11 protein-coding genes and 1 pseudogene are annotated in these 13,144 nt (G+C 70.4%); 3 read left to right on the plus strand and 9 right to left on the minus strand.

What is annotated here, in order from left to right; genetic code table 11:
• Nucleotides 1-16 precede the first annotated feature (16 nt).
• The 7 genes from F4561_RS16580 to F4561_RS16610 all read right to left on the minus strand — a co-directional run bounded on the left by F4561_RS16580 (nt 17) and on the right by F4561_RS16610 (nt 9,140).
• Nucleotides 17-1,714 (minus strand): monocarboxylic acid transporter, encoded by a 1,698-nt coding sequence (locus F4561_RS16580; RefSeq protein WP_184580111.1) that lies wholly within the window; start codon nt 1,712-1,714, stop codon nt 17-19.
• Nucleotides 1,711-2,109, minus strand: a complete 399-nt coding sequence (locus F4561_RS16585; RefSeq protein ID WP_246437212.1) for a DUF485 domain-containing protein — start codon at nt 2,107-2,109, stop codon at nt 1,711-1,713. Before F4561_RS16585 ends, F4561_RS16580 begins: the two co-directional genes overlap by 4 nt.
• Before the next feature lie 324 nt (nt 2,110-2,433).
• Nucleotides 2,434-4,416, minus strand: coding sequence for an acetate--CoA ligase (gene acs / locus F4561_RS16590; protein WP_184580113.1), 1,983 nt, complete (start codon nt 4,414-4,416; stop codon nt 2,434-2,436).
• Between the two features lie 215 nt (nt 4,417-4,631).
• Nucleotides 4,632-5,090 (minus strand): DUF1348 family protein, encoded by a 459-nt coding sequence (locus tag F4561_RS16595; RefSeq protein ID WP_184580115.1) that lies wholly within the window; start codon nt 5,088-5,090, stop codon nt 4,632-4,634.
• Nucleotides 5,091-5,511: 421 nt separating this feature from the next.
• The gene (locus F4561_RS16600; protein ID WP_184580117.1) at nt 5,512-6,396 is read right to left on the minus strand and encodes a hypothetical protein; all 885 of its coding nucleotides are present in this window, start codon (nt 6,394-6,396) and stop codon (nt 5,512-5,514) included.
• A 554-nt stretch (nt 6,397-6,950) separates the two neighbouring features.
• The gene (gene kynU / locus F4561_RS16605) at nt 6,951-8,189 is read right to left on the minus strand and encodes a kynureninase (RefSeq protein WP_184580119.1); all 1,239 of its coding nucleotides are present in this window, start codon (nt 8,187-8,189) and stop codon (nt 6,951-6,953) included.
• Nucleotides 8,190-8,279: 90 nt separating this feature from the next.
• Nucleotides 8,280-9,140 carry a tryptophan 2,3-dioxygenase gene (locus F4561_RS16610; protein WP_184580121.1) on the minus strand — a complete coding sequence of 287 codons (861 nt, stop codon included), beginning with the start codon at nt 9,138-9,140 and terminating at the stop codon, nt 8,280-8,282.
• Nucleotides 9,141-9,350: 210 nt separating this feature from the next.
• On the opposite strand from F4561_RS16610, the gene F4561_RS16615 reads away from it, so the two are divergent.
• From F4561_RS16615 to F4561_RS33960, 3 genes and pseudogenes are all read left to right on the plus strand, one after another.
• Complete coding sequence (locus F4561_RS16615; protein ID WP_184583743.1) at nt 9,351-9,791, plus strand: Lrp/AsnC family transcriptional regulator; 441 nt, start codon at nt 9,351-9,353, stop codon at nt 9,789-9,791.
• A gap of 28 nt (nt 9,792-9,819) precedes the next feature.
• Nucleotides 9,820-11,250 (plus strand): MFS transporter, encoded by a 1,431-nt coding sequence (locus tag F4561_RS16620; RefSeq protein ID WP_312885318.1) that lies wholly within the window; start codon nt 9,820-9,822, stop codon nt 11,248-11,250.
• Nucleotides 11,251-11,323: 73 nt separating this feature from the next.
• A pseudogene (locus F4561_RS33960) lies at nt 11,324-11,497 on the plus strand (DUF4031 domain-containing protein); the annotation flags it as partial.
• 60 nt (nt 11,498-11,557) lie between these two features.
• Here F4561_RS33960 and F4561_RS16630 read toward each other — a convergent pair.
• On the minus strand, nt 11,558-12,220 hold the full coding sequence (locus F4561_RS16630; protein WP_281384098.1) for an HD domain-containing protein: 663 nt from the start codon (nt 12,218-12,220) through the stop codon (nt 11,558-11,560).
• 115 nt (nt 12,221-12,335) lie between these two features.
• Nucleotides 12,336-13,100, minus strand: coding sequence for an ABC transporter permease (locus F4561_RS16635; RefSeq protein ID WP_221445509.1), 765 nt, complete (start codon nt 13,098-13,100; stop codon nt 12,336-12,338).
• Nucleotides 13,101-13,144 lie beyond the last annotated feature (44 nt).

Below are 13,144 nucleotides of genomic sequence, written 5' to 3' on the forward strand. Positions count from 1 at the left end.
ACGGACCCGCCCGAGGTCAGTGCTTCTCGGCGCCCTCCGCTCCGGCACCGGTGAGCGACCGGACCTCCAGTACCGCGTGCCGCTCGCGGTTGCGCTCGCTCGACAGCAGTGTCCCGACGACGGCGCACAGCAGTCCCAGCGGGATGGAGACCAGTCCGGGGTTCTCCAGCGGGAACCAGGAGAAGTCCACCCCCGCGGGGAACAGGGATTCGCTCTCCCCCTGCTCGTTGACCTTGCCCGAGACCACCGGGGAGAAGACGACCAGCCCCACCGCGGCGACAAGGCCGCCGTAGATTCCGGCCACCGCGCCCGCCGTGTTGAACCGCTTCCAGGACAGGGACAGCAGCAGGGTGGGCAGGTTCGCCGAGGCCGCGATGGCGAAGGCGAGTGCCACCAGGAAGGCGACGTTCAGGTTCTGCGCGAAGATCGCCAGCCCGATCGCCGCCGCCCCGATCGCCGCCGCGGCGCCACGCGCCACGCGCATCTGCTCCCTAGGCGTCGCATTGCCGCGGCGGATGACGCTGGCGTAGAAGTCGTGCGCCAGCGAGGACGAGGACGCCAGGGTCAGTCCCGCGACGGTCGACAGGATCGCCGCGAAGGCCGCCGACGCGATCAACGCGAGCAGCACCGAGCCCAGTATGCTCCCGCCGATCTGCTGCCCGACCGCCTCGGCCACCTGCGGCGCCGCTGTGTTCCCTGAGGGGTCTTGGGCGGTGATCGCCTCGTGCCCGACGATGGCCGCCGCGCCGAAGCCCAGCACCAGCGTCAGGATGTAGAACAGCCCGATCAGGCCGATCGCCCAGTTCACCGACGTGCGCGCCGCCTTGGCGTTGGGCACGGTGTAGAAGCGGATCAGGATGTGCGGCAACCCGGCCGTACCCAGCACCAGGGCCAGGCCCAGGCTGATCAGGTCCAGCTTGCTCCACAGCGTGGCCCACGGGTCGCCGGCCACCTCCACTCCGTAGCGCAGCCCCGGCTCCAGGAACGCGCGCCCCTCACCGCTGGCCGCGGCGGCCTCGTTCATCAGCGCGCCGAAGTTGAACCCGTAGGTCGCCAGCACCAGCAGCGACAGCAGGGCCGCCCCGGACATCAGCACGCCGGCCTTGATGATCTGCACCCAGGTGGTGCCCTTCATCCCGCCCAGCGAGACGTAGACGATCATCAGGATGCCCACGACGACGATTCCGGCGATCTTCGCCTGGTCGGCGTCCATGCCCAGGAAGGTCTCGCCGCTCTTGATGCCCAGCAGCAGCGCGATGAGCGCACCCGCACCGACCATCTGGGCGAGCAGGTAGAAGATCGACACGGTGATGGTGGAAACCGCTGCGGCGGTGCGGACCGGACGTTGCCGCATCCGGAACGAGAGGACGTCGGCCATGGTGAACCGGCCGGAGTTGCGCAACCGCTCCGCGACCAGTAGCAGGGCCACCAGCCACGCCACCAGGAAGCCGATCGAGTAGAGGAAGCCGTCGTAGCCGAACAGCGCGATCATGCCCGCGATGCCCAGGAACGAGGCCGCCGACATGTAGTCACTGCCAATGGCAAGGCCGTTCTGCAGCCCGGAGAAGCCGCGGCCTCCGGCGTAGAAATCGGCCGCCGACTTGGTGCGCCGGCTGGCCACAACGGTGATGTACAGCGTCGCCGCCACCATCACCAGGAAGAGAACTATTGTCAGGCCGCGGCTGCTCGCCGCGGCGTCCGCCGCGAGGTTCACGACTGACCACCGTCCTTGCCGCTCGTCGCGGCGGCGCTCGCCGGGCGGCCGAGCTCGGTGAGGAGCTCCTCGGCCAGCGGGTCGAGACGCCGGGACGCGTAGCGCGAGTAGAGGATCGCGATCCCGAAGGTGCTGGCGAACTGCAGCACACCGAACACGAGCGCGACGTTGATCGGGCCGACCAGCACCGTCCCCATGACGTCGCGGGCATAAGCCGACATCAGGACGTACAGCAGGTACCAGGCCATGAAGGCGAGGCTCATGGGGAAGACGAAGACCCGCAGCCGCTTCTTGAGCTCGATGAAGCGCGGGTCGCTGTGCATTGCCACGGAGCGCGCGTCGAGGTCGTCCTCGATGCCACCCGGTCTGGGTGCTCCTTGTGATGTCGAAACCATACGGCGGACCTTTCTGGGGGATTCTCCCGTTGTGACGTGGGTTACGGGGAACCGTAAGGAGTCGCACCCCTGTGTGGTGGCGATCACGGGTGGGTACTCGGTGAACGCGGGTTTGGCGCGACGAGCGGCCCGCGGACCTGCGCTGAGCAGTCCGGATTTGCGCTGAGCGGTCGCCCTCCGTGATCTGGGCACGCGCGGCCACCTATCGGGGGTGGGCCGCCGGGCCGGTAGGGCCGGACCACGCGGCGCCGGCGGACCGCACGGCCCGCCAGCGGACCCGGAGACCGCGGCTGGGAGTCTCCGAGCCCGCCCTCGGGCGCGGTGTCAGTCCTCGTCAGCGCCGCCGCTGGCGATGCGGTCGCGCAGCGCGGTCATCACGCCCGGGTCGTTCAGCGTCGTGACGTCGCCAAGCTCGCGGTCCTGGACGGCGTCCCGGAGCAGCCGGCGCATGATCTTCCCGCTCCGGGTCTTGGGCAGATCGTCGGCCCAGATGATGCGGGACGGGCGGGCCAGCTTGCCGATCCGGGCGCTCACGTGCTCCCGGATGTCCGCCTCGGTCTCCGGGCTCCCCTGGACGCCGCCCCGCAGTGTCACGAACGCCACGATGGCCTCGCCGGTGATCTCGTCCGGTTCGGAGACGACCGCGGCCTCGGCGACCTTGTCGTGCGCGACGATCGCGGACTCCACCTCGCCACTGGAGAGCCGGTGCCCGGAGACGTTGAGAACGTCGTCCACCCGCCCGAGTACCCAGTAGTACCCGTCGGTGTCGCGGCGCGCGGAGTCCCCGACGGCGTACCTCTCGGGGCCGAACTCCGAGAAGTAGGCCCGCACGTAGCGCTCCTCCTCGCCGTAGAGCGTCCGCAGCATGCTCGGCCACGGCTCGGTGAGCACCAGCAGGCCCGTGCCTTCGGGCACGGTCTGCCCGGAGCTGTCGACGAGGTCGGCGCACACGCCCGGGACGGGGTGCGTGGCCGAGCCCGGCTTCGTCTCGGTGAGGCCGGGCAGTGGCGCGATCATGATCGACCCCGTCTCCGTCTGCCACCAGGTGTCCACGATGGGGCAGCGCTCCTGGCCGATCACGGTGTGGTACCAGAGCCAGGCCTTGGGGTTGATGGGTTCGCCGACGGTGCCCAGCAGCCGCAGTGACGACAGGTCGTGGCGGGCCGGGTACTCGGTACCCCAGCGCATGCAGGCGCGGATGGCGGTGGGCGCGGTATAGAGGATGCTGACGCCGTAGCGCTCGACGACCTCCCACCAGATGCCCGGGTGGGGGTAGTCGGCCGCGCCCTCGAACATCACGCTGGTCGCGCCGTTGGCGAGGGGGCCGTAGACGGCGTAGCTGTGCCCGGTGATCCACCCGACGTCGGCGGTGCACCAGTAGACGTCGCGTTCGGGGTCGAGGTCGAACACCAACCGGTGGGTGTAGCTGACTCCGGTCAGGTACCCGCCGGTGCTGTGCACGATGCCCTTGGGCTTACCGGTCGAGCCGGAGGAGTAGAGGATGAACAGGGGGTGCTCGGCCTCCATCGGCTCGGCCGGGCAGCTGGCGGCCGCGGTCGCCATGGCATCGTCGTAGTACACGTCGCGGCCCTCGCGCATCGGGCAGGGTTGCGCGGGGTCCGCACCCGCCCGGACGACCACCACGTGGGACAGGTCGGGCAGTTCCTCCAGTGCCGGGTCGAGCACGCTCTTGACCGCGTTCAGCTTGCCTTTGCGGCGCGCGTGGTCGGCGGTTACCAGCACCTTCGCACGCGAGACCGCCATCCGCTCGCGCACCGCCTCGGCGGAGAACCCGCCGAACACCACGTTGTGCACCGCCCCAATGCGCGCGCAGGCGAGCATCGCGACCGCGACCTCCGGCACCATGGGCAGGTAGATACCGACCACGTCGCCCTTGCGCACCCCGAGGTCCCGGAGCGCGTTCGCGAACCGCTGCACGGAGTCGAGCAGGTCGGCGTAGCTGATCGCGCGCTCCTCGCCCTCCTCGCCGCGCCAGTGGTAGGCGATCCGGTCACCGAGCCCGGCGGCCACGTGCCGGTCCAGGCAGTTGTACGAGGCGTTCAGCGTGCCGTCCTCGAACCAGCGGTAGAACGGCGCGTCCGTGTCGTTCAGGACCGTACTGAAAGGCTTCTCCCAGTCCAGAGCGCGGGCTTGCTCGGCCCAGAAGGCCAGGCGGTCCTGGTCGGCCTTCTCGAAGAGGGCGGCGTCGGTCGCGTGCGCCCGGGCGCGGAACGCCGCTGGCGGTTCGAAGCTCTCCACGGTGGCGAGCTCCGCCACGCGCTGGTCGAGACTGGCGCCCTCGGTCATCGAACATCTCCTTCGGATGGGGACTCCCCGGCGGGCGCGCGTGTGGCGCGCGCCACCGGCCTCCCAGCAGGGTGATGGCCGAGTGAACACGCGGACAACGCCGTTAGCGACGGGCGGTAGCAAGAGGCGCCGAGCGGTCGCGTGGCGAGGTGAGCGACCGGTCAGCCCCCCCCCGGCGCGAACGCGGCCGCGCCGGGACACCGGGCACCAGGGCGTCAAGCCAGCGGGATGGCCTGTCCGTAGTGGGCCTCGGGGCGCGGGCCGTGGATACGCCGCTCGTCGGACCCGATCTCGACGTCGTTGACACTGGCCTCGCGCCGGCCGAGCAGACCGTGGTCGTCGAATTCCCACATTTCATTGCCGTAGCTGCGCCAGGTACGCCCGGATTCGTCGTTCCATTCGTACTGGAAACGAACGGCGATCCGATTTCCCCGGAAGTTCCACAGGTCGGCACGCAGGGCGTAGTCGAGCTCTTTCTTCCATTTCAGGGAAAGGAAGTCGATGACCGCGTTCCGGCCGATGAGGAATTCGTCGCGCTCGCGCCACGAGCATTCGCGCGTGTGGGCGAGGGCGACGCGCTCGGGTTCCCGCGTGTTCCACGCGTCCTCCACAGCCTGGACCTTACGCTGCGCGGACACATCGTCGAACGGCGGCAGGGGCGGGCGTGCGACCATTTCACGAACTCCTGACCAACGGGAGAACCAGTGCTCTCCAGTACTCGCCAGGCTAGAAACGAGTGTTCTGGGTACGCAAACACGTACCCACGCGGGAGGATCGGCGTTGTGCGGCCTTGGAGCGGCCACGCGGGGCAGAGCACCACGTATTCGCAGGAATCCGGCCGACCGCACGAGCCGCGAAACCGCCCGCCGCGCAACATCAGTCAGCCCATCCCGCCATCACCAACCGTCCTCGGAGGCGCTCTGGCCGGCCGCGTCTTTGGCATGGTCGGTGTCAGAGCCGTGTCAGTCGTGTGTCTGGCCCCTCGGCGATCGGATCATTGCGGTGAGCGGCCAAGCCCCACCGCGGTTCCACGGGACATGCCCCAGGCGGTTCCGCGGCGCACACGCACCCAGTGGGGCGGTTCCGGGCCCGGTCTCAACCTGTGGATCCGGGCAGCAGGCGGCGCAGGTGGCCGACAGGGGACGTCCTCGCCTTGCGGTGCCGCCCGTTACCAGGTGTGCCCGTGGCGGCCCTCTTGCGCTCGGGGGCGGGGCGCCACTTGGCGAACAGCAACGCGACGATGACCGCCGGCAGGGCGGCCAGGGTGAGCACCCCGGCCGCGAGCGGGGCGTCGTTGCCGGCGAGTTCGATACCCGACATGTCGCTGGTGGCCGTCTCGGCCTGCGTGCCGCGGCCGCCACCGTCCCCGCCCGTGTCGATCTCCTGCTGCCTGTCCTGCAGCTCCTGCTCCTTGCGTTCCGCGGCGTCCTGCCGCTCCCCCAGGTCGGCCAGCTTCTGCTGCTGTTCCTCCCGCTGCTGCTGGGCCTCGGCCGCGGCCTCGTCCTGCTCCTGGTCGTCCCGCTGCTCGCTCTCCCCGGACGGTTCGGACACCGCCTCCTCGCAGCGGTTGCCCTCGTCTCCCATAGCGTGCGGGGCGCCCTCATTGCCGTCTCCGTCGCCCCACTCGGTGATGTGGTATTCCACCTCGATGTGGCCGTCGCCCCCGCTGACGGTGTAACTCTCGGTGTCGAACGACTCGCCGGTCAGCTCGGCGAAGGTCTCGCCGTCGATGTCCAGGAGGACATCGCAGTTCTGAGCGGGGTCGCCGGGGCCGCGGTCGCCGACGAAGAAGTCCGCCTTCTTGCCGTTGTACTCCACGTAGCCCTCAGTACCGAGCGGCCAGCTCGGGCTCGCGAAGAGCCCTTTCTGCATGGGTTCGCCGGACGCGGGAGCGCCGGTGTCGCCGTTGGTGCCGGATCCGTCGTCCCAGAAGTAGGACGCCGTGACCGTGCCGGACTGGATTGGATCGTCAGAAGTCATAGCTCATCGCGGGTCAACGACAGGGACAAACACCCGAAGCGGCCACACATCACCCCAAATCGGCGCAGCCGCACCCAGAGGCATGGCGCTCACCGTGCACTCAGGGGGCGCCACGGCGGGTTCGCCGCGACGCTCGGGCATGCCAGTCACCGATGGGGCGGCCCAAGGGGCGCGGTAACGCGCGACCCGGTCCGCTGGATGGAGCGGGTCGCGTTCCCGCGGGACGCACTACGGCCTCGGGGGCTCGACAACGGTCGCGATACAGACAGGATACGCCTTTATCACGAACCGATCACGATGCACTGTAGCCCACGCAAAGCCCAACAACGCACCGATTCCCGATAAAAACACGGAACAGGATCAAACCAACACGAATCGCTACCAGCGTTTCGCGCACAACAGGTGGCGTGCCAGGACCTTTGTTCTCGCGTGCGACCTGTGCCACGGTCCGGCGTGACCAACGACGCATGGCCGGGCCAGCCGCCCGGGGAGTCGGCGGAACCGTCCCGCGCCGCGGATCGAACGCGCCCACCGCGGCGCGGGACGGCGTCCGATCACACCTCTTGCGGCGCCGTGAACCGGGACGCGCGCCACCCGCCGGAACGCACCACCTCGACGAGCGCCGTGGCGGCGTCGTACACGTCGACGTGGCGCAGGTAGAGGGGTGCGAAGCCGAACCGCAGCACATCGGGTTGCCGGAAGTCACCGATGACGCCCCGCTCGGCGAGTGCCCGCACGATCGCCTCCCCCGCCGGGCCGTCCGGATGCCGCAGCGACACCTGGCTGCCGCGCCGCTCCGCCGCACGCGGGGTCATAAGCATCAGCCCGGTGTCGGCCGTGAGCGTCGCGAAGAGATCGGTCAGAGCGAGGCTCTTCGCCCGCAACCGGTCCAGATCGACCCGGCTCCACAGGTCCAGGCTCGCCTCCAGCGCGGCGGCGGCGATCAGCGACTGGGATCCGCTGAGGAAGCGGCTGGCCCCCTCGGCGGGGACGTACTCGCCGGAGAAGTCGAACGGGCGGGCGTGCCCGTGCCAACCGGCGATCGGCTGGCGCGCGGTGGCGTGGTGCCGCTCCGCCGCGAAGGTGAACGAGGGAGCGCCCGGCCCGGCGTTGAGGTACTTGTACGTGCAGCCCACGGCGAAGTCGACGCCGCACGCCCCGAGCTCGACAGGGAGCGCGCCCACGCTGTGGCACAGGTCCCAGAGCACCAGCGCCCCGTGCCGGTGCGCCAGGCGCGTCAGGCCGGCCATGTCGCGCAGGGTTCCGGTGCGGTAGTCGACGTGGCTGAGCAGTACCACGGCGACGTCGCCGGAGGCGAGCGCCGCCTCCAGCGCGGGCTCGTCGGGGTCGACGCGGCGCTCTGCCGCACCCATCAGCTCCGCCGCGCCCTGGGTGACGTAGAGGTCGGTGGGGAAGTTGCCCGCCTCTCCCACAACGACGTTCCGGTCCGGGTTCAGCCGCAGCGCGGCGACCAGCGTCTTGAACAGGTTGGCCGAGGTGGAGTCGCCAACCACGACCTCGTGCGGAGCGGCGCCCACCAGCGGGGCGATCCGGGCGCCGAGCGTGCGGGGCTGGTCCCACCACCCGGCGGCGCTCCAGCTCGCGATGAGGTCGGCGCCCCATTCGCGCTCTACCACGCGTGACACCCGTTCCGGTGTCGCCTTCGGTAGCGCGCCGAGGGAGTTTCCGTCGAGGTAGACCACGCCATCGGGCAGCGCGAACTCCGCGCGGAAGCCGGCCAGGGGGTCCTCGGCGTCCAGCTTCGCGCAGTCCTCGCGTGTGAGGGATGTCATCGCAGAAGTCTTCCTGTCTTCGAGTCGCCGGCACTGACCGTGCCGGCGGGGTCCGGCGGGACTACCCGCTGCACGGGAGCCCGGCCACGGTCAGGCGTTCGTACGCAGCGTCCACAGCTCTGGGAACACGTCGCGCTCGGCACTCGCGCGCAGCCACTCCAGGCCACTCGACCCTCCTGTTCCCGGCTTGGCTCCCATCGCCCGCTTGACCGCCATCAGATGGCGGTGCCGCCATCGGGTTACCCGTTCCGCGGTGTCCAGCAACGCCTCGGCCAGTTCGAACAGTTCGCCGCGCTCGCCCGCGTAGACCTCGCCCCAGGCCCGCTCCACCTCGGTGTGCGGTTCGTAGCGCCGGGTCCAATCGCGCTCGACCCGCTCGGGCGGGACCGCGAAGCCGCGCCGGTGCAGCAGGCGCAGCGCCGCGTCGTAGAGGCTCGGCGCGGCCAGAGCACGCTCCAGGCCGGCACGCACCTCGGGGGTGCTGCGGAACTGCCGCACCATGGCCGCGGACTTCTCACCGAGCAGGAACTCCAGGTGGCGGTAGGCGAACGAATGGAACCCCGAAGCGTCACCGAGCGACTCCCGGATCCGGGTGAACTCCGCCGGGGTGAGTGTGGCCAGCAGTTCCCAGGACGCCACCAGGACATCCTGTACCTGCGTGCCGCGCCGCAACTCGGCGATGGCCCCGGCTACCTCGTCAGCGTCCAGCGCGTCGCGGGCCGCCTCCCACCGCTGCCGGATCAGCGTGAAAAGCAACTCCATGACCTGGGTGGTGATGATGAACGAGACCTCGGCGGGCTCACTCGTCCGGGGGTGCTGCAACGACAGCAGGGTGTCCACCCGGGCGTAGCGCAGGTACTCCCCGGCCCGGTCCCCGTCGAGCGCCGGACCTTCCCGGCCGCCCGCCGCGGCGGGTTCCGGGTCCCGTGACACGTGCGAGTCAGGGGTCATACAGCGCCCTCCTCTGCGATCTGGTCGCTCGTTCTCCGTGCGGGCGCCGCGCGTCGCTCTCGCGCAACCGGCCGCGCGGCGTGCACCGGCGATATCTTCAGGATGTGCGATAAGAGCCGTGCCAGGAATGGGCACTGCCGCCCGTCTCCCGGCCCCGCGCTTAGCATCCGTAAGTGATGGCGGGATTGTCCCTAACGATTGGCAAGCACTGTGGAGAGTGTCGACTGGCGCATCCTTGAGGAGTTGCAGGCCGACGGGCGGTTGTCGTTCAACGAGCTGTCCCGGCGGGTGAACCTCTCCGCCCCGGCCGTGGCCGAGCGGGTGCGGCGGCTGCAGGACCGCGGGGTGGTCACCGGATACCACGCGCACGTTGATCCGCAGGCCGCCGGGTTGTCGGTGACCGCCCTGGTGCGCATGGAGTGCTTCGGTGCCCATTGCCTGCTCCGCGACGAGGCGGCACTGCAGCGGCCGGAGATCCTGCGGCTGCACCGCGTCACCGGGGACGCCTGCTGCGTGCTGCTCATCGCGGTGCCGACCATGGCCCACTTCGAGCGGATCATCGACCGCCTCGCGGAGCACGGCCGGCCGTCGAGCACGATGGTGTTGTCGAGTCCGGTGCCGTGGCGCGCGGTCAGCCGCCCGGACTGGTGACCGGGACGCGCGACCAAGTACCGGGCCGGTGCAACGCGCGAGGTCCCAGTGGTGGCATAGTGGTAATTCGTTAGCGAAGCTAAGGGAAGGAGCGATCGCGACGACTGGGGCAACGCCAAAACGGCTGGTAGCGGGAGTCGTCTTCGGGACGCTCCTCAACCCGTTGAACACGTCGATGATCGCGCTGGCCGTGGTCCCCATCGAGCGGGACTACGGCTCCGGAATGGCCGCGGCCACCTGGCTCATCTCAGCGTTCTATCTCGCGGCGACCGTCGCGATGCCCGTCATGGGCCGTCTCGCCGACCGGTTCGGGCCGCGCCGGGTGTTCGTCAGCGGGCTGCTCCTGGTCTGTGTGACCTCCGCGCTCGCGCCGCTCGCCCCGAACATCTGGTGGCTGGTCGCCGCACGCGTCGTCCTGGCCATCGGCACCTCCGTCGCGTTCCCGGCGACGATGGCCATCTTCCGCTCGGCGCTGCCCGCGGGACCCCCGCAGAGCGCAATGGCGATGGTGGCCAGCGCCAACTCCGCGAGCGCCGCGTTCGGCCCGGTCCTGGGCGGAATCCTGGTGCAGCTCTGGGGGTGGCAGGCCACCTGGCTGGTGAACGTGCCAGTGACAATCGTCGGTGTCGTCCTCGCCATGGTCCTGCTTCCGCGCCCCGCCCAGGCGCGCGGGAGCGACACGGCGCGCCCGCCGGCCCGGACCATCCTCGCCGAGCTCGACCTTCCCGGGATCGGGGTGTTCGTTCTCGCGATGGGCTGCACGGTCGGTTTCCTGCTCTCGACCGCGAACGATCCGGGGTGGCTGCTGATCCCGGTCGCGGTGGTCGGCGCCGCTGTGCTGGTGCTGCGCGAGCTTCGCGTGGCCAACCCGTTCCTGGACCTGCGCATGCTCGGGGCCAACCGCGGGCTGCTCATGGTCTTCGCGCAGAACAGCACCATCAACGTTGTGTTCTACCTCGGCTTCCTCGGCCTGCCCCAGTGGCTGCAGGGAGCGCGCGAGGAGGGCGCGGGCGTGTCCGGGATGCTCGTTCTCCCGCTCGCCGGGATCAGCGTGCTCGCGTTGCCTCTGGTGACGCGCCTGCTGCGCCGCTTCGACGAACGGTTCGTGCTCACCGCGGGCGGCCTGCTGCTTCTCTGCGGCTCGGCCGGGCTGCTGTTAGTCGACAGCTCCACTCCGCTGTGGACACTGGTGCTGTTGACCGCCCTGCTCGGCCTGCCCAACGCCTTCAACAACCTCGGACTGCAGTCCATGATGTACCGCGCGGCTCCCACCGAGCACATCGGAATCGCCTCAGGACTGTTCCAGACGTTCCGCTTCATCGGCTCGATCGCGGCCTCGGTGATCATCGGACTGGTGTTCACCCACGGCATCTCCGACGCCGGACTGACCACGATCGCCGGCATCATGGTCGCCATGTCCGCCGCCGTGGTGCTGGCAAACCTGCGGCCCCGGCGCTGAGCGCGCCACTGGCGACCGCGGGCGCGGGACGCCGAACGCCCGCGGCGCGCCCCGGTCGCCTACAGTCGGGACCGTGAGCATCCTCATCGACCCGCCGCTGTGGCCCGGACCGCGCGGCCTGTACTGGTCGCACCTGGTCAGCGATCTCGGCCAGGACGAGTTGCACGCCTTCGCGCGCCGCCTCGGCGTGCCCGCCCGCGCGTTCGACCGCGACCACTACGACGTGCCCGAGACCGCCTACGACCGGGCCGTCGAGCTGGGCGCGCTCGCCGTCCCGTCTCGCGAGCTGGTCTCCCGGCTGGTCGCCTCAGGGCTGCGGCGACGCAGACCCCGACGCGCTCTTCTCCAGCCGGAGCAGCTCCGCACGGGCGTTGACCCGCGCCCGGTCCTCCCAGCGGGCGCGGCCGATGGGGGTGTGGAAAAGCTGGGGCGCCTCCAGTAGCGCGCGCAGCACCGCCGCGCGCGCCCGGCGGAACTCGGGGTCTCCAACGTGCGCGTACTCCTCGCGTACCGCCGTCGTGTAGGCCAGGTACTCCCTGGGCGCGCCGGCCAGCACGGCCAGGTCGGCGTCGCAGAGCACGCGGCCGTCGGGGTCGTCGGCAGCGGGCCGGTGCGTGGCGGTGAGCCGGACCAGGCGTGCCACCTCGGTCACGCGTTCCGCGGACAGGCCACAGCGAGGCAGCGCCTCCTCGGCGAGCTGGGCGCTCCGCTGCTCGTCGTCGCCGGGCTGGCCAGCGTAGACCGCGTCGTGGAACCACGCGGCGTACCGCACCGCCGAGATGTCGGGGGCCAGCCCGGCGAGCTCGTCGATGGCGGCCAGCACAGCCCGCAGGTGGTCGGGGGTGTGGTACCGGCGGTGCGGTTCGGCCCAGCGTTCGAGCAGGTCAGCACCTAGCGCCTCGGCCTCGGGGGAGGAACCCGCGAGGTCGCGCCAGGCCGCGGAAAGATCGGACACGGCAGGTGTGCTCATGGGAGCCAAATCCCCATCGGCGTCTCGGACCAGAATTGCTTCCCCGTCATTCCCGCATGCCCCGGCGGTTAACACGGCGGTTCCGGCCACGGGCCAGTGGCCGTGGCCGGAACCGTTACGCCGAGACCCGGCGCATCGCCCGGGCGCCCACTACGAGGGCCACCGCGGCGACCGCGAACGCGATCGCCGTTCCGACGGGCACGGCGGAGTCGGTGAAGTCCCCGACGAACAGGGCGCGTTCGGCTTCGACGACATGGCTGACCGGGTTCATCCGCGAGAGCGTGTAGAGCCAGCCCGGGGCCAGGTCCATCGGCAGCAGAATTCCCGAGAGCAGGATGACCGGCATCAGGAAGGTCTGCAGGGCGCCCGCGAAGAGGTACTCCTGCTTCAGCGCCAGCGCGAGCCGGTACGACAGCGTTCCCAGTCCGATCCCGAGGACGATGAGCACCCCCAGCCCCGCGACCACGCCCAGCGGCGAGACCCGCAGGTCGATGGGAAGCACGAGCACGACGGCCAGCACGATCGCCGCCTGCACCAGGAGGATCGCGACATCGCGCAGGACCCGGCCGAGCAGCAGCGCCACGCGGCTGACCGGCGTCGCGAGCAGCCGCTCGTGCGCACCCGAGCGCATCTCCGGCAGGAGGCCGAATCCGGCGAACGCGGTTCCGAACAGGCCGAGCATCGCGAGCATGCCGGGTACGAACCATTGCCAGGACTCCTCCCCCATGGTGCCCGGCATGCCCGAGAGCAATGGCGCGAACAACGCGAGGTACAGAACCGGCTGCAGCATGCCGAACACGAGGACCGCGGCAGGGTTGCGCATCGCGGGACGGAGCTGCCGGACAAAGATGATCCAGGTATCACGGAGAACGTTCATCATGCCTTCCTTGGGCGTCGGGAGGGGCGGAGCGGCGTGCGGGGAGG

It is taken from the genome of Lipingzhangella halophila, from assembly GCF_014203805.1.
GTDB lineage: Bacteria > Actinomycetota > Actinomycetes > Streptosporangiales > Streptosporangiaceae > Lipingzhangella > Lipingzhangella halophila.